This window comes from Candidatus Kuenenia stuttgartiensis, from assembly GCF_900232105.1.
In the GTDB taxonomy this organism is placed as follows: Bacteria; Planctomycetota; Brocadiia; order Brocadiales; family Brocadiaceae; genus Kuenenia; species Kuenenia stuttgartiensis_A.
In genome coordinates this window covers 1,735,603-1,759,672 of record NZ_LT934425.1, presented here as the reverse complement: position 1 = coordinate 1,759,672, position 24,070 = coordinate 1,735,603, and the positions used below count along the sequence as shown (strand labels likewise).

Genomic DNA, 24,070 nt, shown 5'->3' with positions numbered 1-24,070 from the left:
GTTTTAGTTTGAGGTCTGTTTATTAATGATTGGGAGGTGTATATGAGAAATAAATTTTTGAAGACGTGTTTTAGTGGCGTAGCTGCTGCTGTCTTCTGTTTTGCGGCTGCTCCCTTTGCGCATGGGGCTGGTTCTTCCTCGCTGGAAGACATGGAAAGAGAATTGAATGCCTTGAGGGCCTCTGTTTCTAACTTGACGGAACAAATAGAAACAGTAAGGGGTGGCCAAGCTGTTTCGTCTGCTCCTTTGGGCGAAAGCGAAAAAGGAGAATTAGAGGCGTTAAGGAGCGAAGTAAACTTCTTAAAAGGAGAGTTTCAGACCGCAGCACAGGCAGAAGAGCTAAAAGCGGAGGATATTGCAGGAAATGTTTATTCAGAATTTGCAAAGAAGGTAACACTGGGTGGGTCGATCAGGACCAGGGCGGAATATGCTAATGGTTACTACAGTTTTCCAGGGGATGTGACATTACCTGGTTTTAACCCTCCTACCATACCAGTTGGTGGTGCTGCTACAGGGACAAGACCCAAATCGTCTATAGATGATGATTACGTGTTAAACCAGACTAGGCTATGGGCAGATGCGGATGTAAACGAGCATCTCAGGATATTTATCCAGCTTCAGGATTCCAGGGCTTTTGGTGTGGAAGGTACGACTGTTGGATTTGCCACTGATGGGGCAAATAACCGTATCGATATCCACCAGGGTTATTTTGACCTAAAGAATCTTTTCGACCTTCCGTTAACGGTAAGAGTGGGACGCCAGGAAATTATCTGGGGCGATCACAGGGTTATCGGTAACTTAGTCTGGTCTAATCAGGGGCGTGTATTTGATGGCGGCAGGGTTATGTGGGATACGGATGCTATCCATGCAGAAGCCTTCGCAATGAGAGTAGATGAGGATGGTTACCTTTCCTACGCCGTGGATGGCAGCGGGAATTCTGATGAAAATGTATATGCTGGTATGTTATCGTTTAAAAAGCTCTTGCCGGGTGCTTTGATTGAGCTTATGTATATACAAAAGAATAATCAGGACGAAACCGCTGCTGTTAGTGCTCATACAGGGGCTGGGAAGGGAAACACCATTATTCATGATTTCGGCGTAAGGATTGACGGTAAATTGCCAAACATGGATGCCGTAGATTATACATTGGAATCCCACGGTCAGACCGGTGATGTCGGTGATCTTGACCATGAGGCATGGGCATTTGCAGGCAGGGTTGGATATACCTTTAAGGATGTGGCATGGACTCCTCGCATAGGGTTTGAATATGCCTTTGCTTCGGGTGACGATGATCCAACAGATGGGGATCACGAGACCTTTGATAATCTCTATCCCACAAACCACATGCAGGGCAACTACGGTTTTATCGATTTGGTTTCATGGCAGAATATGCATGACTTCAGGCCTAGTTTAAAGGTTAACCCAACCGATAAATTAATGATGCAGGTGGATTATCACTACTTCCTGCTGGCCGAGGAAGAAGATGGTTGGTATAACGCAGCTGCCGGTCTTGTTGCTGCACGTCCAGCCGGCGGTTATTCTAACGATGACAATCTGGCGCAGGAGGTTGATTTTACGGTAAGCTATCAATTGTATAAAAATGTAGGTATCCTTGCTGGATATTCATGGTTCGGCGCTGAGGACTGGATCGAGAAGAACGCCGGTGATTTTGATACACATTGGGGCTATTTACAAACAACTGTTACATTCTAATACTGTAGTGTTTGCTTGAATATTTGTATTGATGAAATAGGTTGGAAATGGGTGTTGCTGAGGCAACACCCATTTTTTTTGCATGGAAAAAGGTCAAAAATCCGTTAAACTTTTATTTAACCGTTACTACAACTTTAAATTTTCTGTAAGTCAAATGAGTTAACTAATATTTTGAGTATTTATTATGAAAACCAAAGAAATCCGCGAGATAATCCTCAAAGAACTGCCGGATATTATTAAACATGACAAAGAGATACAAGATTTTATCTTGCATATTTCTAAAGAATGTTTTGCTGGCAAAGATACGACAGAAGACCGGTTTGACAAGATACTGAGAGAGCTTGCAGAAGACAGAGAGACACAAAACAGGAAATGGTTGGAGGATACCAATCGGTGGTGGGAGCAGGCTGAGAAGTGGAAAGAACAAGACAAACGCTGGCAGGAACAGACTGAGCAGCGGAAGGAACAAGATAAACGCTGGTGGGAACAGGCTGAGAAGTGGGAAGAGCAAGATAAACGCTGGCAGGAACAGACTGAGCAGCGGAAGGAACAAGATAAACGCTGGTGGGAGCAGGCTGAGAAGTGGGAAGAGCAAGATAAGCGCTGGCAGGAACAGATAGAGAAGTGGAAAAAACAAGATCAGCGCTGGCAGGAGCAGGCTGAACGGTGGGACAAACAGGAAAGTAAATGGGAAGAAAACCAGAAGGTTATTCGCGATATCATGGAATCTATCAAAAAGATGGACCGGAAATATGACAGCACTATCGGCGCATTAGGCGCCCGGTGGGGATTAAGGACTGAACAATCATTCAGGAATGCCTTGAAGGGAATATTGAGAGAGGTTTCCGGATTAGATGTAATTAATGTCATTGAATATGATGAGGAAGGGATAATTTTTGGACGTCCTGAACAGATAGAATTAGATTTAGTGATAAAAAACGGGCATTTTATGATATGTGAGATAAAGTCATCTATTAGCAAATCAGATATGTATATATTTCAGAAAAAAGTAGATTTCTATCAGAAAAAACATAACAGAAAGGCCCGGAAGCTTATTGTGATCTCGCCAATGGTAGATAAAAAGGCTATGGAATTTGCAAAAGACTCAGGTATATTAGTTTACAGTTATGTTGAAGATATAGAGTCGGAGATTTTTTCTGTTTAACTAGAATTTTTAATACATGAATAATTACTATCCTTCCCTGGAAGAGTTTAAACAACTTGCCTCGGCCAACAATATTGTGCCGGTATACAGACAACTGTTTGCGGACGCACTTACCCCTGTTTCTGCATTTCAAAAATTATCAGATTCTAAACATGCCTTTTTACTTGAAAGTGCTGCCGGCGGAGAAAAAATTTCGAGATATTCCATCCTTGGGTCTGACCCATTTCTTGAATTTACTTCGATGGGTACGAATGTAGAAATTTTGAGGAAAAATGGAAATAATGAAAAAATTCAAACAACAGACCCCCTGGCTATTCTTGAAGGAGAGATGAGTAGGTTACGTCCTGTAAAAATAAAAGAACTTCCTGATTTCTTTTGCTGTGCAGTGGGATACATCGGTTACGATGTGATTCGTTATTATGAAACCTTGCCCGATATGCCTAAAGATGATCTTTTTCTGGCAGATATCAGGATTTTATTTTATGACACAATTATTGTTTTTGACCATTTGACAAAAACAATAAAGATTGTCTGTTCTGCATATGTAGATAATAACGAGTTGGAAGATTTGTATAAAGAATCTATCAAGAGAATTGATTGTGTTATTGAAAAGCTGAGAACGCCTGTCATGTCGTTAAGCGATGATATAACGACTGATAAAGAAACGAGCCGGTCTTTTTGTTCAAATTTTGAAAGAAAAGATTTTTTATCTGTAGTTGACCGATGCAAAGAATACATTCGTGCAGGAGATATTTTTCAAGTGGTAATTTCACAGAGATTTAAGACTGAGACCGAGGCGGAACCTTTTAATATTTACAGGGTGTTGCGGGTAATCAATCCTTCTCCATATATGTTTTATTTTAAAATGGATGATTTATATTTTATAGGGTCTTCTCCCGAAGTAATGGTAAAGGTAGATGGTAAAAAAGTTATCGTACGGCCTATTGCAGGTACCAGAAAAAGAGGACTGTCTGATGATGAAGATGAGAAGCTTGCTGGTGAATTAATTGAAGATCCCAAAGAAAGAGCGGAGCATATAATGCTTCTTGATTTAGGAAGGAATGATGTTGGGAGAGTTTCCCGTTACAATACTGTTCGCATCGAAGAAAAAATGGTCATCGAGAAATATTCACATGTAATGCACATTACCTCGAGTATTTGCGGCGAACTAGACGATAGTAAAAGTGCATTTGATGCTTTAAGGACATGCTTGCCGGCGGGGACACTTTCCGGCGCTCCGAAGATTAGGGCAATGCAGATTATCGACGAACTGGAACCTACTAAAAGAGGGCCGTATGGTGGCGCTGTAGGGTATTTTGATTTCTTCGGTAATATAAATACATGCATTACAATCCGAACGATAGTGTTAAAGAATAAACATGCGTATATTCAGGCTGGAGCAGGAATCGTTGCAGATTCAATACCGGAAAAGGAGTTTGATGAAACGGTAAATAAGGCAAAGGGGATGATGCTGGCGATTGAAATAGCGGAAAATATGAAGTAAGGCGTGGTGTGCTTAATAAAAAACATTTGTTCATTTCGTGGAGGTATTGCAGGTAATAGTTTAGATGTGTTTGGTGACACTTAGCACGGAGACCGTTAGAATGGATTTTTCAAGGATTTTGCAGATAGCAGGAATTATTGTGGCATTACATGCACTTTATTTTGGAATAGTAAAAGATTCTATGAAAATGGAAATGATTATGCTGTTTATCGGGGTCGTAATGTTTTATTTTGGCAGGTTGTCGGGAAGCAAGCGCTAACTGTTATAGTCACTGCATTTGATTTTAGAAATATAAATTTGTATATAAGTTTTAAATTATAACTTATTGCAAGGCTTTTCCGGCAATGCAATTCTTTGCCGGTAATTTTCACGTACACTGGCATGAAACTATTTTACTGTTAAATTACGTCGGGTTGCGGCTTTGTACGCAAATCAATTGTAATGATATCAGTATTTTATTAATGAAAACAGGTCATATTTACTCAAGATATCCCTTCCGTTCAAAAAACCTAATTCAATTAAAAAAGCACAACCAACAATATTGCCGCCAAGCGACTCAACCAGCTTGCAACATGCATTCATTGTGCCACCAGTAGCCAAAAGATCATCTACCATGAGAACCTGTTGTCCCTTTTTAATACCATCTTTGTGTATTTCCAGTGTATCTGTCCCGTATTCAAGGTTGTACGTCATGCTTGCTTTTTCATAGGGAAGCTTCCCTGGTTTTCTGATGGGAACAAAACCTGTACCGATTGAAAAAGCAACCGTTGTCGCTAGTATGAAGCCTCTCGCCTCCGCGCCGACAACAATATCTATTTTTTTGTTTTCAACGTAGCTGGCAATACACGCTATCGAATCTTTCAAACCCTTTGCGTCTTGAAGAAGAGGCGTTATGTCTTTAAATAGTACTCCCACTTTCGGGAAATCCGGTACATCGCGAATTAATTTTTTTAAATATTCCATTATGAATCTTCCTCTTTTGTTATGAGATAGTGTAATTTTTGAATCGTTTCTTTTTCGATCTGCCGTACACGCTCCCGGCTTATTTTAAGTATTTTGCTTATGTCTTCCAGTGTTCTTGACTCTCCGTCAACCAGTCCGTAGCGCATTGTTATGACCGTTGCCGCACGTTTATCAAGGGTATCCAAAAGTTTTTTAAGTGTTTCTTTTTCATACGTCTCCTCCAGTCCTTCTTCCGGAGGAAGCGTTTTCCCGTTTGGGGTAATATCGCTTAACGCCCAGATAATGTCAGCGCCGGAAACGAGTGGAGCATCGAGAGAAGTCATCGACTGGAGGGAAAGTTCGATGTTTTTCACATTTTGCGCAGTGATGTCAATTTCCGCTGCTATTTCTTGCTCGCTTGGCGATCTTTCGTGTTTTTTCAGCAAACCGGAAGAGGCATGTTTCATCTGTGAAATTCTTTGCAGCATATAAGAGGGAATGCGTATTATACGTGCCTTGTTTGCAATAGCTCGTCGAATTGCCTGTTTAATCCACCAAGTAGCGTAAGTGCTGAACCTATTGCCAGTTGTTATATCAAAATCCTCAACGGCGCGTATAAGTCCCAGATTGCCTTCTTCTATGAGGTCAAGAAAGGAAAACCCGCGATTCACAAATTCCTTTGCAATGCTTACCACCAGCCGTAAGTTTGCCTTTATTAGTTTTTCCCGCGCTTCTGCATCGCCCTTTGCTACTTTCCTGGCAATTTCCAGTTCCTCTTCAAAAGTAAGCAAAGGGATATTCTGTATTTCTTTTAAGTAGGCTTGTAATGCAGAGTCCGTAGTGCCATCTCCTTGTATTTAAATGGATTCAACGACACTGGAAGGTTCCGCCTTTTCTTCTTGAACTACTTTTTCTGATGAAGAGTTATCGGAAGAGTTATTTTTTTCCTCAGGATGCGCCGCTATTTTCTTCAAACTAAGACCGATTTTTCTTGCTTCAGGCTCAATGCGAATTACTTTCACCTCTAGTTCGTCTCCTACATTTACCGCATCGGCAGGGTTGCTGATTTTTTTATCTGAAAATTCGGAAACATGTAATAATCCTTCAATTCCTTGTCCTAGTTCTAAAAAGGCTCCAAAATTTGCGAGTTTCGTTACGTGTCCTTTCACAATATCGCCAACCTTATATTTTTCAGGAATTTCTTTCTCCCACGGATCGTCTTGCAGTTGCTTTAATCCAAGCGCAACACGTTTCTTTTCCCTGTCGACAGAGAGAACAACCGCCTCTATTTTGTCGCCCTTTTTAACAATTTCTGAAGGATGTGCCACCTTTTTAGCCCAAGACATATCGGAAATGTGCAATAAACCGTCAACGCCTTCTTCAATTTCTATAAATGCCCCATAGTTTGTCAGATTACGTACCCGCCCTTTAATCTTCGTTCCTGCCGGGTATTTTTCCTCGATTATTGTCCATGGATTGACCTCTGTTTGTTTAATGCTTAAAGATATTTCTTCTTTTTCTCTATCGATTTTAAGCACTACTACCTCTACCATGTCCCCGATGGCAACAATCTCAGAAGGATGGTTGATACGACGTGTCCACGACATTTCTGAAATATGTACAAGACCTTCTATTCCAGTCTCCAATTTAACAAATGCCCCATAGGACATGATATTAACTACCTGGCCTTTTACCCTGGAACCAACTGGATATTTTTCCTCTATGTTAAACCATGGATTATCGGTTTTTTGTTTTAGCCCTAAAGCCACTTTTTCCTTTTCTTTGTCAACATCGAGTATTTTTACCTCAACTTCATCGTCAATCGCAAGCATTTCTGATGGATGGCTTATCCTGCCCCAGCTCATGTCCGTAATATGTAGCAGTCCATCCATGCCACCCAAATCGATAAAAGCGCCGAAATCGGCAATGTTCTTCACAACGCCCTTTCTTGTCTGTCCTGCTTCTATTTCCATTAATAATAGTTTTTTCTTTTTCTCCCGCTCTTCTTCAATCAGTTTCCTTCGTGAAACAACGATATTTTGCCGTTCTTCGTCAATTTTAAGAATTCTGCAGGTAAGTTCCTGTCCAACATATTGTGCTATATCTCCCGGTGGTTTTACGTCAATTTGCGAGGCAGGCAGGAAAATAGGTACCCCAATATCTACAAGCAGCCCTCCTTTTATCTTACGAATAATACGCCCGGTAATAATGTCCCCTTCTTTATATTTTGCAATAACTGTTTCCCAGCCACGAATGCGGTCGGCCTTGCGTTTTGATAATTTTATGAGTCCGGAATCGTCTTCAACTGCTTCTAATAAAACTTCAATTTCTTCGCCAATTCTTATTTCGGAAGGGTCGTCGAACTCGTATTTGGGCACCATGCCCTCGGATTTATAACCGCAATCTATGATTACGTTATCGCCGATAGAACTGATGATGCGGCCTTTTAGAATCGAGTTGACCTCAAAATGCAGGACAGAATCATAATAAGCGGACTGTACGTTCTCCATGGCATCTTCTGTTGCCATTACTGATTCCACGTCATTTTCTATATCTGCTACATTAACATTATATTCCTTTAAATAATCACGTTTTAAAGTTTCAAGACCCATAATTTAATAACTTCTCCGAAATAAAAATGAAAAAGGGACAAAAGAAATAAAATAAATCACACTTTATTTTTTATAAGGGGATTCACTTCTTTTATAATTCTGTGAATCACCTCGTTTAACGTTAAATTTGTCGTATCAATGTAAATTGAATCGTCGCTGATTTTTAAAGGAGAATCCTTTCTTGTTGTGTCACGCTGGTCGCGTAATGCTATTTCTCTTATTACACTATCGAGCGAGTTTTCGTTGTCCGGCGTTTCTCTCTCGCGAAAACGTCTTTTGGCCCGTATTTCTATTCTGGCGTCAAGAAAAAACTTTTTTTCCGCTTGAGGAAATACAACCGTTCCGATGTCTCTTCCCTCCGCAACGGTATTTCCTTTTGAGGCAATTTTTCTCTGCAGATTTACCAGCATCGCCCTAACGCCAGGTTTGCCTGATATATGATGCGTGTTGTTTGTAACCGATGGTGAGCGAATTTCTTTGGTTACATTTCTGCCATCTACAAATACCTGTAACCCTTTTTCTTCACTCTCAAAATAAATCTGTGTCTGTTCCATAATCCTGCATAAAGCATTTTCATCATCGAGGTTTACATTATGTTGCATAGCCTTCCATGTTAATGCCCGATACATGGCGCCCGTGTCAAGATAACGAATACCCAGGTGTTTTGCCAATGTCTTTGCAACCGTACTTTTGCCGGATCCGGCAGGCCCGTCAATCGCTATTATCAAGCGAACCTCCCCGGTATATTCACTGAAATCTCCATGTCGATTCTCATAAGGTGAGAAATTTCAAATATACTAAACTATGAATTTTATTGCAAGTGTTTTATTGTGGTATCAGGTAACGCTGAAGACGTATTAAAAGCGGATCACCATGCATAAGAAAATACGATTTTTAGTAACATTTTAGTCTTTTTAAAAAAATTTCAATTTTTATGATTAGAACACACATTCCTGATCCTGCGCCGGGAACACGTTTCACATCCATTATACAGACCCATAGCCGTGTGTCTCTGATTTAGTTCGGAGACATTCGTAAAAAACCGACGTCAGCGTGAGGTTAACGCATGGATGGATTTTTTAAAAACAAAGGGGTTGCATTCACCGCAAAATCCCTGTTTTATTGAATAATCTGATTCACTGAATCTAATGCATCTGCGTTTAAAATCAATTTATTTTCTGCAACTTTTTTTAAGTTGATGCTTATGTGTGAACCGGCAGGGGTGTTAACCTTTTCGATCTTTTCTTGCCGGGAGAGCAGGTCGAGCGTCAACCTTGCGGCTTGTTTGCCGGTAGTGGGAATGTCAGCAGAAATAACCAGAGTCGCTCCCGCATCAATAAATGCCTCGCTGTATGTAAACACAGGAATATTTGCCGCATTGCATTGCTGGAATATATTGCTGACGGCATCTGTTTTTGATAGCACAACCGGGTCTGAAGTTAGCCAAATGGCGTCGACATTTTTAAGAAGTTTTTTCAGGGCAGATGTTATGTTTGTCCTTTTGTTTATGGATATTCCAACAAGGCAGATTCCAATATCTTTGGCGTCTTCCCTTGCCTGCTGCATCCATTCTTCATTATATTCCTTACTATAAAGAACGCCGATTTTGTTTGTTTTCGGGAAGAGGTAACGGTACATCGTCAATTGCATACTCGGAAGCAGTTCGGAGGATATGCCATAGGTGTTTTCTTTTATGGTGAGACGTCTCCAATTTATGATTGAAGAAAATATTACAGTGGCATCGTTCGTCACTTCCTGTGCGAAGAGATATGCCTTAATTCCAATGCAATATATGATAGCCGGACCAGATTCCCGAATAATTTTCTCTGTTTCGGACCTCTCTTTCCATTTATTGCCAAGGTTTATTTCGCCTTTCGGGTGTGGAATGACGGATTTGAATCCCGTATGCGCCAGGGAGTAGTTTTTGATGGATATGTCTGAATTTATAATGAGTACATTTTCAGTGGTATCCGGGTATGACGTATTTGTGTAGCCTGACAGAAAGGAAAATAGTATTAAAAAGAATGCCATGAATGTACGATTTCTGCCTTGTTCGCGCATGATAGCGGCAAGCATCGGGATGTTATTTATTAGATTGTTTTTGTATTTAATCATTGTTTTTCCAGGTATTCCTTTTCCGATGCGTTGAGTATTTTCCATCCGTCAAACCCAAGCATACTGAGTTTGTTTTTCCCTTCCACGGCGGCTTCCATATCTTTAATTATTTTTGCCAGTTTTTTGTGATTTTCGTCCTGGGGTTTTGGTACCGCTACAATAGGAAGCAATGTTTCGTTGCTGATCAATAATTGCTTTAATGTGTCGTACAGTTTCCTGTTTATTACGGAAAGCTTTGCAAGGCTGCTATCTGTGGTAACAGCAGCGTCTGCCATTCCAAAACCTACGGACATCAATGCGTCTATTTCTTTCGGAACAGAGAGTATTTTTATAGAGGAAGCAACAGCACCTTTGTTTTCCCCGAACATTTGAATAAGGACGTTTTTCGTGTAATCTTCACTGCTGGCGGAAGCTACGTTCATGCCACTTAACATGCTTATGTCGTTAATAATCCTGCTTGTTGAAAAAATTCTCCTGCACGTAGATTTATTTTTGGATACGGCAACCAGGATTGGTTCGATAGAAATATTTTCTTTTAGTTGTTTATAATGCCAGCTTGAAATAATGAAGATACCGTCTTTTTTCTCGGAGATAAGTTTTTCAAATATTTCGCGTTCACTAAACGGTTGAAATTGATACCCGCCAAATCTGGCAAGGTAGAGATCGAACTCCTTTTTGAGTGAGGCAAAATTGTTGATATTGGTTTCCGGATTATAGAAATAGATGGTGTATTTATATTCAGCGCATGGCGCCAGGCTATTCGTGAATAAAAAGAGGCAGAGAAAGGCGGGAAACCATATTGCATGCGTGCATCTTTTGTAAAAAACTGATTTATAAAAATACGGAATTGTATGGTTAAAGGTATGCGACAAGATACATTTTATTTTTCTGTATATCCCCATACACATTATAAAGAAAGAGACGAGAAGGTTGTCGCAAATAAATTACAAATAAACAATATGCACGAAAAATATATATGAATATCTGTGCGTGTCAAGCATTTTTATGAACGAATAAGGTTTATGGAGTTGCTTTGAGAAAATCTTATTTGTATAATCCCGGAAATTTTCACGTTGAGAATAAAAACCTGCCCGGCTCATAAAGATGAGACAATGTGCCTTGCATTTTTTCTGCGCAATTTTTTTTATCCTTAATAGCAAATGCTTAATAGCCATTCTCTGGCAAATTCAGGCGTTAAAATGAAAAGATTGATTATTACAGCATTTTTCGCAATTTACACAAGTTTCACCATGATGCCTGTCCTGGCGGAAGATTTCCCCTACCAAGAAAATACGGAACCTGTTGAAATTACCAATGCAATTCATGAGGAGATCAGATGGTTGCTGGCGGAAACCGAAGTTGCTATATCGACCAGGCATGGGGTGCGCATAAGCAAGGCGCCGGGCATAGTAACGGTATTAAATGGTGAGGAGATTTCCCATTCCGGATATCGTACCTTCTCTGAATTATTGCGGACTGTGCCGGGCTATGAAATACTAAAATCGGGGAATTTTGGCGGAATATTTCCTGCGGTGAGGGGTCTTGACGGCGCAAACAGGGTGCGGGTAATGATTGATGGCCACTTTGTGAATAATCCCTTAGACGGCAGCGCTTTTGGCAATTTTGACGATTTCCCGTTAAAAAATATTAAGAAAATAGAGATTATACGCGGACCGGGTTCCGCATTGTACGGAGAAAATGCCTTTTTGTCGGTGATTAATATTATTACAAAAAACGGGGCAGATATAGACGGCATACTGGTGGACAGCGGTTTTGGAAGCTATGACACGTTGGAGGAAAACATTGTGTTTGGCAAGCGATATGGAAACATTGAAGTTTCCGGCATGATGCATTACAGAGATACGAATGGTTATGACGGCATTGTAGAAAGCGACAGCCAGTCTGTGCTGGATAAATCGTTGTCCCCTTATGGATTTCCCGCCGTATCGCAAGCCCCTGGAGAGGTAGAGGACTGGAGAAGGGAGTATAGTCTGCATTTAAAAATGGCGTATAAGGATGTTTATCTGCTGGGATGGTATAACAATAAAAACCGGGGGCCTTTTATCGGCCCTCAGCACGCACTGGCCGATGAATCAGATATTGAGAGCAATTATGTATTTGCCGAGGTTGGATACAAAAAAACATTTGAAGATATCTTTACCGTAAAACCGAGGGTTTATTACGATCAATTCGACGACGATTCCTACGTTGAATCTTTTCCGGAAGGCGCAACCCTGTCCTTTGACACAAACAACGACGGCGTCTATGATACTTTTAAAACATATCCCGACGGCTTTGTTGGCGACGGGAAAGTGATACAGAGAATTATTGGCGCAGAGATGCCTTTCGACTATGAACTATTTGACGGCAATATCATTACAGTGGGTTTTGAATATCGGCGTATTCAGCAAACAGACGTCAGGTATTCGGCAAATTTCGACCCGTTAACCATGGACCCGCTGGAATCGATGAAAGATTTTACGGATACCTATCCTTTTCTGAAAGAAACGACGAGGAATATCTGGTCTGTTTATATACAGGATACCTGGGATATTACCGAGGATATAAGCCTTACTTTAGGCGCCAGACATGATGAATATAATGATTTTGGCAATGCGACGAGTCCCCGCTCCGGTTTGACCTGGAAGTTTATGGAGAACGCTACGTTGAAGTTTTTATATGGCGAAGCATTTCGCGCACCAAGCTTTCTTGAGATGTTTACCGTGAATCAGCCTGCAAGATTGGGGAATGAGGATTTGGACCCGGAGATTATCCGCACAATGGAAATGGGATTGATGTATACCTTCAACAAACATGTCACGAGCAGTATTAATTACTTTAACAATAATATCAAAAATCTTATAATGCTCCGCGCCCTGGATTCTGCCAGTGAGACCTGGCAGTATGATAATTTCGGTGATGCGCGTGTTCAGGGATTTGAGGTAGAGACGAAGATAAATGTATCACCTGGCAATTATGTGTTTTTTAATTATACGTTTCAGGATCCGGAGGATGATCACGGAAATGAGCTGCCCTTTGTGGCGAAGCATAAAGGCAACATTGGGATCAATGTGCAGCCATGCAGATACATAAACACAAATGCAAGCGCCTTTTTTAGCGGGAAACGATACCGGGAGGAGGATGACGGCAGGGACGATATGCCCTCATATGCATTGGTAAATCTTTCTGTTACCGGGAGAAATTTTTTTGGCACAATGAACGTGCAGGGCACGATATTTAATGTGTTTGATAAAGACTATAAAGACCCCGGGCCTGTTTCCATAGCAGAGGATTTGCCAAGGCCGGGGAGGACGTATTTTGTAGGATTAAGTTATCAGTTTTAACACAAAGGAAACATCAACGGGCATTTGGTCGCAACGGGGATGAAAATAAATAATCCGGTGATTTAGGGGACACCATACTTAATTTGGAACATTTCCATTCTTTTTTTGCAACCCCTTCATGTCCCTGAGCAGGTTCAGATTCGCAATATGAAATAGTAAAAATTCTAAAGTCCTTGATATTGTACCGATTTCCTGTTTTGCCTTTAATATAAAGGGTTTGTAAGCGTTATATCAATTTTATTCATTACGATTAATTCTATCCTTTTGGGTTGATTTTAGTACAAAATTGGTACAGTTGTTATTTTTGCATTTTTTTAATCAAAATATAGCGTGAATCTTGAAGAAGGAGAGGAAAAGGAGATTGAGATTGTGTTGAAAGAAAAGTGATTATTATAAAGGCCATTTAACATTATTCTAAAAATTGTGGAGGGATTGATATGAAAAAAATAATGATATTTTTAATATTGATGGTAATAGTTGCAATTCCTATAACTATTGTTTTTGCAGATGATATTGAGGTGTTTGATAGAATTACAGAAGATTTAGAATTGGGAAGCGTCCTCGTTAAGGCTGGTGAGGGCATAACAGAACGTTATGATATTGAAACACTTGGAAACAAAATTCCACATCAAATATTGGCAAATGTAGAATCTGGAAGCTGGATATTTAATCTTCCTACCACTGCAATTGTTTATTTAGAACCCGATGATAAAGCAGATAATATTATTGAATATTGGGACGTGGCATTTGCGAATACGAAAAAGGGGAAAATTGTTTTCTATCGTACCATTGTTAATAATGATGTTATAGACAGAGATTCTTACGCATGGAATTTAAAAATTAAATGTAAATTAATACGTTATAAATAGAGGTTAGCATAAAATTGATTGAACAACATTTTTTTAAATTTCTATGATAGTACCTTGCTTAATTCATTTAATTAAAATTTAATATGATGTCACTTTAATTGCCAAAGAAGGAGAATGAAAAATGTATAAAATATTTATTTGTTTAACAGTACTTTTTGTTAGCACAACAACTCTTTTTGCAGATAGGGTTAAAATTAATGATAAAGGTATTGTAGATGTTGAGTTTGAGTCGATTGAGGTTGGAGCAGGTAGTTTTGACTCACAAATATTTATAATTGGTAACATAGAATCTGAAATTAGAGGTGTTATGGGATTTGCAGATATTGGTGGTGATTATGGTAGTTATGAAAGGCAATTGCCTATTACATCTACGTATGATAACCCAGCACATTATTTTACTGTTTCTTTGGCATACTCAGAATCAGACAAAGCAGTTATATGCATCCGGGAATGCTGGAATAATTCAGATGAGGATTATGAATTTCCAGAACTGTATTTTGAATTAAGGTGGCTGATATTAAAATAGAAAAGATTTGATATGGAAAAACGTGGTTAGCGACTATTACCTTTAAAATCCGAAAATAGGAAAATAACCGTTTATTATACTCCATTATTGAAATGAAGGAATATTAAGTATGGCAAGAAATTATGATGTGATGATCAGAAATGTATTGAGAAGCATGGAATCAAGGAGCCAAACGAGAGGTTCGAGTAGCGGAGCTACTATGTGGAAAGCAGAAATCAGACATGAAGGTTTAAATAAATACCGCGTTATTCGTGGGCGTGACAGGGATGTAGTGGAACAAATGGCTGAGACTAAGATTGTCGCATGGAATGAAATGTGGAAAGTTGAAAATGGAAAATAGACAGTTAAAAACTAAATTGGCAATTGAACAAACCAAAGAAGCAACAGAAGCTATAAAAGAAATAGAGGTCATTCTAAAGCATGCGCTGAATAAAAACTATACAATTGAGTGGGAAGCGTTGAAGAATGAATCTAAATTCCTTAAGCAAAAACCTCAACTACCAGAACTATTAGAAATTTCTAAGCTGCCGAAGAGAACTAATCAATATTACCAGCCAAAATTTGAATTTTTGGACAAAATATTCCCTTCGCGTAAACAAGAAAAAATAGACCGTGCGGAACGTTTATTTAAAATTAATTATAATGAGTGGCTAGAAGCTAAAGAAGAAATTACCAAAAAAAATGAAGAACTTCAGAAACTATATCAAGACAAACTAAAACTATGGGAAAAAGAGGAACGAGAATTTCTTGAAAAACAAAAAAGAAATATTGAAATATATAGAATAAAAGAACAATATTTTGAGAAACAACCTCATGCTTTAATTAAATATTGTAAGTATGTTTTATCAACCTCAGATTATCCATATTATTTCCCCCAGGAATTTGACCTGGATTATAACCCCGAAACAAAAATAATGATTGTAGATTACTCATTACCTCCCATTGATGCACTCCCAAGATTAAAGGAAGTAAAATATATCAAAACGAGGGATGAGTTTTCAGAAAGTTTTCTTGCAGATTCAACAGTTAATAACCTTTATGATGATCTTATTTATCAAATCACACTAAGAACAATTCATGAACTATACGAATCTGATGTTGTAAATGCCATTGACTCAATCATTTTTAATGGCATTGTGGAGTCAATAGATAAAGCCACAGGACAAACAATAACTGCCTGCATAGTATCTGTTCAAGCAAATAAACAGGAATTTTTGTCAATTAATTTAGAACATGTAGACCCAAAGGCTTGTTTTAAGAAACTAAAAGGCATTGGCAGTTCAAAACTTCACAGTCTAACACCAATTGCACCAATATTACAGATTAGTCGTGAAGACAAAAGATTTGTATCTTCCTACCAAGTTGTTGACGAATTAGGCGACACTTACAATCTCGCCGCAATGGATTGGGAAGATTTTGAACATTTGATCAGAGAGCTTTTTGAAAAGGAATTTTCTCAATCTGGAGGAGAGGTTAAAGTTACCCGATCCAGCAGAGATGCAGGGGTTGATGCAGTAGCTTTTGATCCCGATCCAATCAGAGGAGGCAAAATAGTAATTCAAGCCAAACGTTATACAAATACTGTCGGTGTTTCTGCCGTTCGTGATCTTTTTGGAACTGTCATGAATGAGGGTGCAACAAAAGGGATATTAGTGTCTACTGCCGACTATGGTCCTGATGCATATGAATTTGCCAAAGGAAAACCACTTACATTGCTAAACGGCAGCAATCTTTTACATTTACTTGAGAAACACGGTCATAAAGCAAAGATAGATTTAAAAGAAGCAAAGCAAATATTGGCAGAACAAGAGAAGTAGAAAAACAATTCTAATCCTAAATAATACAGCAAGATTGAATAAAAAATAGAGAAAAAATGTTACAGTGCCCATCATGCAAATTAATGAGTCCTGATGATGCAGAATCTTGTGAATGCGGATATCGCTTTCCACCATCAGAAAATAGAAAATATTTCTTGAATCCAGAGAATAAAGGAAAAAAATCAACTCAAACTATTTGGATTGTTGTTTTATTGGCAATAATATCAATTCTCGTAATAGGGTGGGTTATATTCTCGTATGTTTCAATAGAAAAAAAATACGGATCAATATTTAATCAGGGAGACAAAAGGAATAAAAAGTTAGAAGGAATTATAAAACTGTCTGCTAATCAAAAAGAACAATATGTTACCCTGGATGGTTATGATGCAGGCACTAATCCACCAATTACTATACATAATATAAATCTTTGGAATGATTATAAAAACCGTTCAAAGGGAATCTCTGTAACCGCTAAACATGGCGATAGAGTAAAGCTTATAAGGCGTGAAGGCAATGGTGTACTGGTAGAAACTTTAAATGGCAAACGTGGGTGGGTAACATATTATTTGATAAAGGAGTTGAAGTAAGTCTTGTTTTTATCTGTTTTACCGAGGAGTAAAAGGGTCACATCTTAAATATTAAGTAAGAAGCCGAAGGGGTCGAATCTTTCAAATTGACAAATTACATTCTAATAGACACGATTAGCGACGTGTTTTTTGTTTTGCTATCACTAAAGACTTGGATTACTTGTAAAACCTTGATAAATAAGCCAAAGTCCGCAATTTGAAAAAATACGTCAATTTCATTAGATGTTTATTATCTAACGGGGTAGGGTTGACCAACTGGGGAAAAGCAGGGTCAACTATTTTTGGATTAAAAAGGGGGGTTAAAATGCCTGAGATTAATTGGAGAAATTTTATACATTCAGATCCGGAAATTTTGCTTGGTAAGCCAGTGGTAAAAGGAACGAGATTATCCGTGGAATTCATTCTGGGTCTTTTTGCAAACGGCTGGACAGAGCGGCAAATAATTGAAAACTATCCAACATTAACAAAGGAAAGTTTGCGTGCTGTATTTGCCTTTTCAGCCGAGTGCATGCGCGAAGAAGCATTATATACAATTCCTTCAGGGACAAATTGATGGATTTTTTGGCAAATGAAAATTTTCCGGGCGTCAGTATTCGAATCTTACGTGGTAACGGTCATAATGTAGCATCTGTAATTGAAGATACGCCTGGACTCAAAGATTTCAATGTTTTAAAGCGTGCTTATGAGGAAAATCGGATAATTTTGACGTTTGACAAAGATTATGGAGAATTGATCTATAAGTATAGATCAGTAACTCCTGTTGGCGTTGTATATTTCCGTTTAGATCCTTTTACACCTGAAGAGCCTGCTCAAATTTTATTAGATATCCTTAGGAGTGGCCGTTTACAAATATTGCATAAGTTTACAGTTGTAGAAAGAAGGTGTATCCGCCAAAGAACATTACATTAGGAAGATGAGTGGAATCACCCATTATGGAGTAAAATAGGGTCGGCTACTATTTTTGTATAATACTTGTATTGTTTTTGTTTAAGCGAACCCTTCTTTAGTAAGATTGATAGAAAATAATATAACCTATAACCTCTGTCTCTCATTCAATCCTCTGCGTTTAATGTTTTTACCGAAAAACGGGGGGAATGCACCCTGCGCAATTACTATTGCAACACTATTTTTGCAAATCTGCGTTTTCCCACTTTAAGGGTCATACCCGGCGTAATTTCTATATTTAGCGTGGGGTCATTAATGGTTTCACTGTTTACAGATACACCGCCTTGTTGGATCAACCGGCGCGCCTCGCCGTTTGTAGCGGCAAATTTACAGCTTACTATGAGTTTCGTGATCCATATTTTGCCGTTTTCAAGTTCGCCGTCAGGTATGGAGATAATGGGTATTTCGTCCGGAAGTGCGCCTTCTTTAAAAACACGGTCAAATTCTTCCGCGGCGGCTTCCGCTGCCTGGAGGTTGTGGTAGCGAGTTACTATGGCCTTTGCAAGCGCAACCTTTGCTGTGCGTGGATGGGTTTTTTCGTCAAGCAACTGCTGTATATCTTCAATGCTTACATCCGTCGCAAGCTCAAAGTATTTGCGCATTAAATTATCGGGGATGGACATTACCTTGCCGAACATTTCCCGCGGCGGTTCGGTGATGCCGATGTAGTTGTTTAGGCTTTTACTCATCTTCTTATTGCCATCGATTCCTTCCAGGAGCGAGGTGGTAAGTACTACCTGCGGTTCCATGCCGGCGTCCTTCTGTAAATCCCTTCCCACAAGCAGACTGAATAATTGATCGGTACCCCCAAGTTCAACGTCGTTCTTTACCATAATGGAGTCGTATCCCTGCATCAGCGGATAGATAAATTCATGCAGACTGATGGGAGAACCTGCCTTATAACGCTTCGAAAAGTCGTCCCGTTCCATCATTCGCGCAACGGTCATTTTTGAGACGAGTTGGATGACGTCGTTAAAGGTCATTGATTTGAACCATTTGCTGTTATAAACGACCTCTGTCTTATCCATATCGAGTATTTTCCCAGCCTGGGTAAGGTACGTTTTCGCGTTTTCCAGAACCTTATCGTGCGTTATCATTGGTCGTGTCTTGTTTACTCCCGAAGGGTCGCCCACGACGGCCGTATAGTCGCCGATGATGAGAATGGCCGTGTGCCCCAGCGACTGGAACGCCCGTAATTTGTGAATTGGGATGGCATTCCCTATATGGATATCCGGCGCAGTGGGGTCAAGCCCCAGTTTTACGCGAAGCGGCCTTTTTTCCTGCATTGAGCGGTCTATTTTTTTTATCAGTTCACCTTTAGAAACAATATCTACTGTTCCGCGCAGCAAGATTTCCATTTGTTCATTTACGTCTTTCGGCATAGGCGGTGCGTCTCCTATTGGAAAATATACTGCCGTTTTTTGCAGGCAGTATAATTAAGCGATAAAATTAATTTGTTATAATTTTTTAAAACACCGGTACTTTGCTGTCCATAAAGAACTTAAAGTACATCAAAAGAGCCAGTGTTAAGGAATTATGTAAAATATGTACCACTATGGAGGCGGCAAGGGATTGTGTTTTCTCATATAAATATCCCAAAAGAACTCCAAGGATAAATATTTGCAAAAACGCAAACATATCCATGTGTACCGCGGCAAAAACGGCAGCGCTTATAAAAATGGCGTATCGTATTCCAAAGTAACTTTTCAGCGCAGGGACTAAAAATCCACGGAATATGATTTCTTCCATAATTGGTGCGACAATAATGCCAAAAAATATGAGACATGCCAAAACGATGGCCGAATCCTCGGCCAATACCCACTGTACCACGTCCTGTATCTCCGGCATTATACCATAATAACTAAACACCGCGTTTATGATAAAACCGGCCAGCATTATTACAGGTATTGTGACAAGGTATCTTTTCAACCCTATTTTAATATTGTCGGCGATATTGACAAGCGTTAGCCCTAAATTGACAATAGATTGTCCATACTCAAAACGAACGATATAGCATATATAGAGACATATTAACAGGTTGGCAAGGAAAGAGACAAACAAGATCATCGTGCGAAATGAAGGGGAAGCGGTTTGTATCTCGAAACCAAAAACGGTTTGAATAAAGCTGATGAGTATCGGCATCCCGGCGAACGTAAAGACCATGTAGGTTGTGAGTACCTTAATAGCATCCTTTATGTTCCAGCGGTATTCCAGGGGGATTATTTGTTTTGTTTGTATATTACTCACTTTTAACCGTTTGTACCAATACCTCTCTGTTCCTTGGGCCATCAAATTCACAGAAGTAAATCCCCTGCCATGTCCCAAGCGCTAACCTTCCCTGAGAAATAGGGATGGCGGAAGCTGCACCGAAAACGGATGCCTTGATATGTGAGGCTGAATTCCCTTCCAAATGGGCGTAGTGATCATTCCATGGTACTATTTTATTTATCTCATCAACAATATCTTTTCTTACGGAGGGGTCGGCGTTTTCATTGATGGTAACAGCGGCGGTAGTGTGCGGCACGTAAACAAAACACATTCCTTCCATAATGCCCGTTTTATGCACAATGGCATGAACTTCACCGGTGATATCGATAAACTCTGTTTTTGCCCGCGTTTTTACTGATAGTGTATTCATTTGTATTTATAGTGCTGTCCGGTAAAAAATCTATTTCGCAAGTTTTTCCCATCACTCTTTTTACTGAGTGCGAAGGAGAAATCGGAAAAGGCATGCCGTTTTAAAGGAACAATATATCCTAATAGCTGAGAAATATTTTGTCAAATCTAAATAATCTGTAACACTTTAGTTTTTGAAAAAGGGGCGAAGTATTTGCCCGTTTGGGTGTGAACGCATTTATGACAATTTACAGCGAATGCTTCGCTCACTACACGGTGTGGCAAAACATCGTTTTTATTGGAATTTTTCAAAAAACTAAAGTGTAGCTTAAAAAGGGGATTTATAAATCAATATTATACATTTTCATTTTATTATATAAGGTTTTCAGGGAGATGCCCAGCGTTTTTGCCGCAAGGGGTTTGTGCCAGTTTTTTTCTTTCAATACTTGTATAATATGATTCTTTTCCACTTCAGAAAGCGCGATTTCCCCATTTTTACCATAGTGTTCATATGTCCTCCCGCGGATATTGTCAGGCAATTCCTCTATGCTGATAATATTTCCGTCTGCTAGTACAACAGTGCGTTCAATAGTATTTTCCAGTTCCCGAATGTTTCCCGGCCAGTCGTAGAGCGTCATAGCGTGTAACGCTTCCGGGTGCATATCCATGGTTCGTTCCCCTTTGCAAAATTTTTGGAGAAAATGCTGAATTAAAGCCGTTAAGTCATCTTTCCTTTCGCGTAAAGAAGGCAGGCGCAAGGTGATAACGTTTAAACGAAAATACAAGTCTTCTCTGAATCTGCCTTCCTTAACCTCTAGGGGCAGATTTTTATGCGTAGCAGCAATAATCCTTGCATCCACGGTGATAACACGATTATCACCAACACGCCGTATTTCACCCGATTGTATTACACGAAGCAGTTTTGCCTGCGTGTTAACGGTTAATTCGCCGATTTCATCAAGGAAGAGTGTGCCCCCTTCTGCAATTTCGAATAATCCAACCCTGGATTCCGCTGCACCGGTAAAAGCGCCTTTCACGTGCCCGAAGAGTTCGCTTTCCAATAAGGATTCCTGTAGGGTGGCGCAATTTACTATTACAAACGGTTTGTCCGCTCTTTTGCTGTATTGGTGTATCATTTTTGCGGCAAGCTCTTTTCCCGTGCCGCTTTCTCCTTGGATCAGCACGGTAACGTCAGATGGCGCAGTTTTATCGATCATTTTAAATACCGCTTTTATTGCCGGGCTGTTTCCTATCATAGAAGAAGGTTTTTGTACGTCATGTACCAGTGTCTTGAGATGAAAATTTTCCCTGCTGAGTTTTCTTTTTTCCAATGCCCTTTGCAATAATAAATCAAGCTCTTTGAGCTGGCATGGTTTTGTCAGGTAGTCATATGCGCCCAGCTTTATAGCCTGAACGGCATTCTCAATAGAACCTTGTCCTGTCAGTATTATTACTTCGGTGGTGGGTTCAATGGTTTTCACTTTTTTTAAGGTCTCAATGCCGTTCATGACAGGCATATTCATATCGAGTATCGCCACATCGTAATCCCGTTCCTGCATATTCTTTATCGTTTCCTGTCCACTGGCGCAACACGTCACATTATATCCCATCCGGTCGAGTTCCTTGGACATAATGTTTCTAAAGGTGCCTTCATCGTCGGTAAATAAAATAGTAGGTTTTTTACTCATAGGGCAATTATCCTGTCCTTTCTGCATTGTCTTGCTTTCCCGCTAATGGAAAGGTGATTTCAAAGACGGCGCCTCTTCCCTCACCTTCGCTGAACACATCAATTCTTCCGTTATGCATATCGACGATACCATAACATATGGATAATCCGATTCCTGTGCCTTTTTCCGTTGGTTTGGTGGTAAAAAAAGGGTCGAATATCCTGTTCAAATATTCGGGCTTAATGCCAACACCGGTATCCCTGAAGAGTATCTGTACGGTTGTTTCTTTCTGTAGGGTTGCAATAATAATTTCACCGCCGGCTTCTGTTGCATGGAAGGAGTTTGTGATTAAGTTTATAAAAACCTGTTTTATTTGTTGGGGATCTCCGATTATTTCGCAAGGCATTTCCGACAGATTGACCTGGATTTTCTGTTTTGCCTTGTTTTCAGGTTGGTGATACTGAAGGGAGTCGATTGTGTTTTTGATAATACTGTTTATATCTATTCGCTCAAAATGAGGTTCCGATTGTCTGGAAAAATTTAGTAAGTTTGAGATTATCGATTTGCAACGGTATGTTTCATTCGATATTATTTTTAAATATTCAGAGAAAATTTCCAGTTCTTCTTTTTCAGTATATTTTCCCGGACGGTTTAGTATTGAGATAAGTCTTTCGTTCAGTCCTTCCGCACAACCCGCAACGGAAGCAAGCGGATTATTTATTTCATGGGCAAGTCCTGTGGCAAGAGTTCCGATGCTTGCCAATTTTTCAGATTGTACTAACCTGCGCTGCGTATGCTGCAATTTTTTATATGCCTCTCTTATTTCAAGGGTTCGTTCTTCAACGTTCTGTTCCAGGGTATTGCGTGCCTCTGTTAACTGCCGTGTTCTGGCATCAATAATTCTCGATGCCTTCAGAACTATCAGATAGAGGGCTATGAACAACCCTCCCATTGCGGAACCTGTCATGAGGGTGGCCTTTTGATGTGCCTTTGCGATTTGCTTTTTTAACGCGGACATGTCCTGGTAGATTTCCAATACCCCAACCTGCGCCTTTTTCGTTCCCTCCGCATCCATTTCATAAAAGGGGTAATAACTTTCAAGCAAGGTTTCCGGAACGTAGGCGCCTTTTGAATCCACGGTGCCCGAGAGACGCAGCGCGGAAGCCGGAATGCCGTTAATGGCAGAATCTAATTTTTTATTTTCACCCCGGTTTATAGCAAACCCGATATGTTCCGATAGGGTGCTATAAATAATATTTCCTTCAAGGTCGTACAAATACAGTTTTTTTATATTTAAGCCGTACAAATTCTCTTTTACGGTATTGTCTAATTTTCTCAATTGCCTTCGATTATTTTCCAAATCGATTTTCCCCGATTTTTTCAGGGTGGGAATAAGAAAGTCTTTATAAAGTTCATAATTTATGTGTGTGATAAAATTATGTGCGTACTTTTCGCTTCGCTTAACCAATTCCTGGGATTCAAGTCTGGCAAATACTTTTCCGATAACAAAACTCAATATGACAATGATTACAAAGCTTGTGAGGGTGTAGTATAAAATTAAATTAAATTTCTCAGGATGTAATATTTTTTTAAATTTTGGCATAATTTATTTTATGTGGTGGAAAAAGGTAAAGCAAGGACGAACAGG

General features: G+C 39.6%; 23 protein-coding genes. 12 read left to right on the top strand and 11 right to left on the bottom strand.

Annotation, left to right across the window (positions count from 1 at the left end; translation table 11 throughout):
* Positions 1–42 precede the first annotated feature (42 nt).
* The 4 genes from KSMBR1_RS08100 (at position 43) to KSMBR1_RS20910 (ending at position 4,641) form a co-directional block, all read left to right on the top strand.
* Positions 43–1,713, top strand: a complete 1,671-nt coding sequence (locus KSMBR1_RS08100) for an alginate export family protein (protein WP_099324859.1) — start codon at positions 43–45, stop codon at positions 1,711–1,713.
* Between the two features lie 184 nt (positions 1,714–1,897).
* The gene (locus tag KSMBR1_RS08095) at positions 1,898–2,878 is read left to right on the top strand and encodes a PD-(D/E)XK nuclease family protein (protein ID WP_099324858.1); all 981 of its coding nucleotides are present in this window, start codon (positions 1,898–1,900) and stop codon (positions 2,876–2,878) included.
* Between the two features lie 16 nt (positions 2,879–2,894).
* A complete protein-coding gene (gene trpE, locus KSMBR1_RS08090) occupies positions 2,895–4,382 on the top strand; it encodes an anthranilate synthase component I (RefSeq protein ID WP_099324857.1) in 1,488 nt (495 codons plus the stop codon).
* A gap of 100 nt (positions 4,383–4,482) precedes the next feature.
* Positions 4,483–4,641: a hypothetical protein gene (locus KSMBR1_RS20910; RefSeq protein WP_157820469.1), complete on the top strand. Its 159-nt coding sequence runs from the start codon at positions 4,483–4,485 to the stop codon at positions 4,639–4,641.
* A gap of 188 nt (positions 4,642–4,829) precedes the next feature.
* On the opposite strand, the gene KSMBR1_RS08085 is transcribed toward KSMBR1_RS20910, so the two are convergent.
* The 6 genes from KSMBR1_RS08085 to KSMBR1_RS08060 all read right to left on the bottom strand — a co-directional run bounded on the left by KSMBR1_RS08085 (position 4,830) and on the right by KSMBR1_RS08060 (position 10,923).
* Positions 4,830–5,345: an adenine phosphoribosyltransferase gene (locus KSMBR1_RS08085; protein ID WP_099324856.1), complete on the bottom strand. Its 516-nt coding sequence runs from the start codon at positions 5,343–5,345 to the stop codon at positions 4,830–4,832.
* On the bottom strand, positions 5,345–6,181 hold the full coding sequence (locus tag KSMBR1_RS08080) for a sigma-70 family RNA polymerase sigma factor (protein WP_261341096.1): 837 nt from the start codon (positions 6,179–6,181) through the stop codon (positions 5,345–5,347). The genes KSMBR1_RS08085 and KSMBR1_RS08080 overlap by 1 nt, the downstream gene beginning before the upstream one ends.
* On the bottom strand, positions 6,182–7,936 hold the full coding sequence (locus tag KSMBR1_RS08075; protein ID WP_099324854.1) for a 30S ribosomal protein S1: 1,755 nt from the start codon (positions 7,934–7,936) through the stop codon (positions 6,182–6,184).
* A 56-nt stretch (positions 7,937–7,992) separates the two neighbouring features.
* Positions 7,993–8,664 carry a (d)CMP kinase gene (gene cmk, locus KSMBR1_RS08070; RefSeq protein WP_099324853.1) on the bottom strand — a complete coding sequence of 224 codons (672 nt, stop codon included), beginning with the start codon at positions 8,662–8,664 and terminating at the stop codon, positions 7,993–7,995.
* Between the two features lie 391 nt (positions 8,665–9,055).
* The gene (locus KSMBR1_RS08065) at positions 9,056–10,051 is read right to left on the bottom strand and encodes an ABC transporter substrate-binding protein (protein WP_157820468.1); all 996 of its coding nucleotides are present in this window, start codon (positions 10,049–10,051) and stop codon (positions 9,056–9,058) included.
* The gene (locus KSMBR1_RS08060) at positions 10,048–10,923 is read right to left on the bottom strand and encodes a PhnD/SsuA/transferrin family substrate-binding protein (RefSeq protein WP_157820467.1); all 876 of its coding nucleotides are present in this window, start codon (positions 10,921–10,923) and stop codon (positions 10,048–10,050) included. The genes KSMBR1_RS08065 and KSMBR1_RS08060 overlap by 4 nt, the downstream gene beginning before the upstream one ends.
* 327 nt (positions 10,924–11,250) lie before the next feature.
* Between KSMBR1_RS08060 and KSMBR1_RS08050 the strand changes: the two genes are divergently transcribed.
* The 8 genes from KSMBR1_RS08050 (at position 11,251) to KSMBR1_RS08015 (ending at position 18,103) form a co-directional block, all read left to right on the top strand.
* The gene (locus KSMBR1_RS08050) at positions 11,251–13,395 is read left to right on the top strand and encodes a TonB-dependent receptor plug domain-containing protein (RefSeq protein WP_169703196.1); all 2,145 of its coding nucleotides are present in this window, start codon (positions 11,251–11,253) and stop codon (positions 13,393–13,395) included.
* 437 nt (positions 13,396–13,832) lie between these two features.
* The gene (locus KSMBR1_RS08045) at positions 13,833–14,264 is read left to right on the top strand and encodes a hypothetical protein (RefSeq protein ID WP_099324848.1); all 432 of its coding nucleotides are present in this window, start codon (positions 13,833–13,835) and stop codon (positions 14,262–14,264) included.
* 121 nt (positions 14,265–14,385) lie between these two features.
* On the top strand, positions 14,386–14,790 hold the full coding sequence (locus KSMBR1_RS08040; protein WP_099324847.1) for a hypothetical protein: 405 nt from the start codon (positions 14,386–14,388) through the stop codon (positions 14,788–14,790).
* Positions 14,791–14,899: 109 nt separating this feature from the next.
* Complete coding sequence (locus KSMBR1_RS08035) at positions 14,900–15,130, top strand: hypothetical protein (RefSeq protein WP_099324846.1); 231 nt, start codon at positions 14,900–14,902, stop codon at positions 15,128–15,130.
* Entirely contained in the window at positions 15,120–16,607 is a 1,488-nt protein-coding gene (locus KSMBR1_RS08030) for a restriction endonuclease (protein WP_157820466.1), read from the top strand. The genes KSMBR1_RS08035 and KSMBR1_RS08030 overlap by 11 nt, the downstream gene beginning before the upstream one ends.
* Before the next feature lie 83 nt (positions 16,608–16,690).
* Entirely contained in the window at positions 16,691–17,194 is a 504-nt protein-coding gene (locus KSMBR1_RS08025; RefSeq protein WP_099324844.1) for an SH3 domain-containing protein, read from the top strand.
* Between the two features lie 313 nt (positions 17,195–17,507).
* On the top strand, positions 17,508–17,747 hold the full coding sequence (locus KSMBR1_RS08020; protein ID WP_099327015.1) for a DUF433 domain-containing protein: 240 nt from the start codon (positions 17,508–17,510) through the stop codon (positions 17,745–17,747).
* The gene (locus KSMBR1_RS08015) at positions 17,747–18,103 is read left to right on the top strand and encodes a DUF5615 family PIN-like protein (RefSeq protein WP_099324843.1); all 357 of its coding nucleotides are present in this window, start codon (positions 17,747–17,749) and stop codon (positions 18,101–18,103) included. Before KSMBR1_RS08020 ends, KSMBR1_RS08015 begins: the two co-directional genes overlap by 1 nt.
* A 203-nt stretch (positions 18,104–18,306) precedes the next feature.
* Here KSMBR1_RS08015 and tyrS read toward each other — a convergent pair whose 3' ends face one another.
* From tyrS to KSMBR1_RS07990, 5 genes are all read right to left on the bottom strand, one after another.
* Positions 18,307–19,521, bottom strand: coding sequence for a tyrosine--tRNA ligase (tyrS, locus tag KSMBR1_RS08010; RefSeq protein WP_099324842.1), 1,215 nt, complete (start codon positions 19,519–19,521; stop codon positions 18,307–18,309).
* An 85-nt stretch (positions 19,522–19,606) separates the two neighbouring features.
* Positions 19,607–20,386, bottom strand: a complete 780-nt coding sequence (locus KSMBR1_RS08005; protein WP_157820465.1) for a CPBP family intramembrane glutamic endopeptidase — start codon at positions 20,384–20,386, stop codon at positions 19,607–19,609.
* Positions 20,379–20,777, bottom strand: coding sequence for a secondary thiamine-phosphate synthase enzyme YjbQ (locus KSMBR1_RS08000; protein ID WP_099324840.1), 399 nt, complete (start codon positions 20,775–20,777; stop codon positions 20,379–20,381). Before KSMBR1_RS08000 ends, KSMBR1_RS08005 begins: the two co-directional genes overlap by 8 nt.
* Before the next feature lie 319 nt (positions 20,778–21,096).
* On the bottom strand, positions 21,097–22,443 hold the full coding sequence (locus KSMBR1_RS07995) for a sigma-54-dependent transcriptional regulator (protein ID WP_230408058.1): 1,347 nt from the start codon (positions 22,441–22,443) through the stop codon (positions 21,097–21,099).
* A gap of 7 nt (positions 22,444–22,450) precedes the next feature.
* Positions 22,451–24,025, bottom strand: a complete 1,575-nt coding sequence (locus tag KSMBR1_RS07990; RefSeq protein ID WP_099324838.1) for a sensor histidine kinase — start codon at positions 24,023–24,025, stop codon at positions 22,451–22,453.
* Between the last annotated feature and the right edge of the window lie 45 nt (positions 24,026–24,070).

Coding starts and splice junctions, on each gene's coding strand:
- KSMBR1_RS08095 (WP_099324858.1), top strand. CDS start 1,898: ATGAAAACCAAAGAAATCCGCGAGATAATCCTCAAAGAACTGCCGGAT.
- KSMBR1_RS08045 (WP_099324848.1), top strand. CDS start 13,833: ATGAAAAAAATAATGATATTTTTAATATTGATGGTAATAGTTGCAATT.
- KSMBR1_RS08100 (WP_099324859.1), top strand. CDS start 43: ATGAGAAATAAATTTTTGAAGACGTGTTTTAGTGGCGTAGCTGCTGCT.
- KSMBR1_RS08075 (WP_099324854.1), bottom strand. CDS start 7,936: ATGGGTCTTGAAACTTTAAAACGTGATTATTTAAAGGAATATAATGTT.
- trpE (WP_099324857.1), top strand. CDS start 2,895: ATGAATAATTACTATCCTTCCCTGGAAGAGTTTAAACAACTTGCCTCG.
- KSMBR1_RS08040 (WP_099324847.1), top strand. CDS start 14,386: ATGTATAAAATATTTATTTGTTTAACAGTACTTTTTGTTAGCACAACA.
- tyrS (WP_099324842.1), bottom strand. CDS start 19,521: ATGCCGAAAGACGTAAATGAACAAATGGAAATCTTGCTGCGCGGAACA.
- KSMBR1_RS07995 (WP_230408058.1), bottom strand. CDS start 22,443: ATGAGTAAAAAACCTACTATTTTATTTACCGACGATGAAGGCACCTTT.
- KSMBR1_RS20910 (WP_157820469.1), top strand. CDS start 4,483: ATGGATTTTTCAAGGATTTTGCAGATAGCAGGAATTATTGTGGCATTA.
- KSMBR1_RS08065 (WP_157820468.1), bottom strand. CDS start 10,051: ATGATTAAATACAAAAACAATCTAATAAATAACATCCCGATGCTTGCC.
- KSMBR1_RS08030 (WP_157820466.1), top strand. CDS start 15,120: ATGGAAAATAGACAGTTAAAAACTAAATTGGCAATTGAACAAACCAAA.
- KSMBR1_RS08085 (WP_099324856.1), bottom strand. CDS start 5,345: ATGGAATATTTAAAAAAATTAATTCGCGATGTACCGGATTTCCCGAAA.
- KSMBR1_RS08050 (WP_169703196.1), top strand. CDS start 11,251: ATGAAAAGATTGATTATTACAGCATTTTTCGCAATTTACACAAGTTTC.
- KSMBR1_RS07990 (WP_099324838.1), bottom strand. CDS start 24,025: ATGCCAAAATTTAAAAAAATATTACATCCTGAGAAATTTAATTTAATT.
- KSMBR1_RS08025 (WP_099324844.1), top strand. CDS start 16,691: ATGAGTCCTGATGATGCAGAATCTTGTGAATGCGGATATCGCTTTCCA.
- KSMBR1_RS08000 (WP_099324840.1), bottom strand. CDS start 20,777: ATGAATACACTATCAGTAAAAACGCGGGCAAAAACAGAGTTTATCGAT.
- KSMBR1_RS08015 (WP_099324843.1), top strand. CDS start 17,747: ATGGATTTTTTGGCAAATGAAAATTTTCCGGGCGTCAGTATTCGAATC.
- KSMBR1_RS08035 (WP_099324846.1), top strand. CDS start 14,900: ATGGCAAGAAATTATGATGTGATGATCAGAAATGTATTGAGAAGCATG.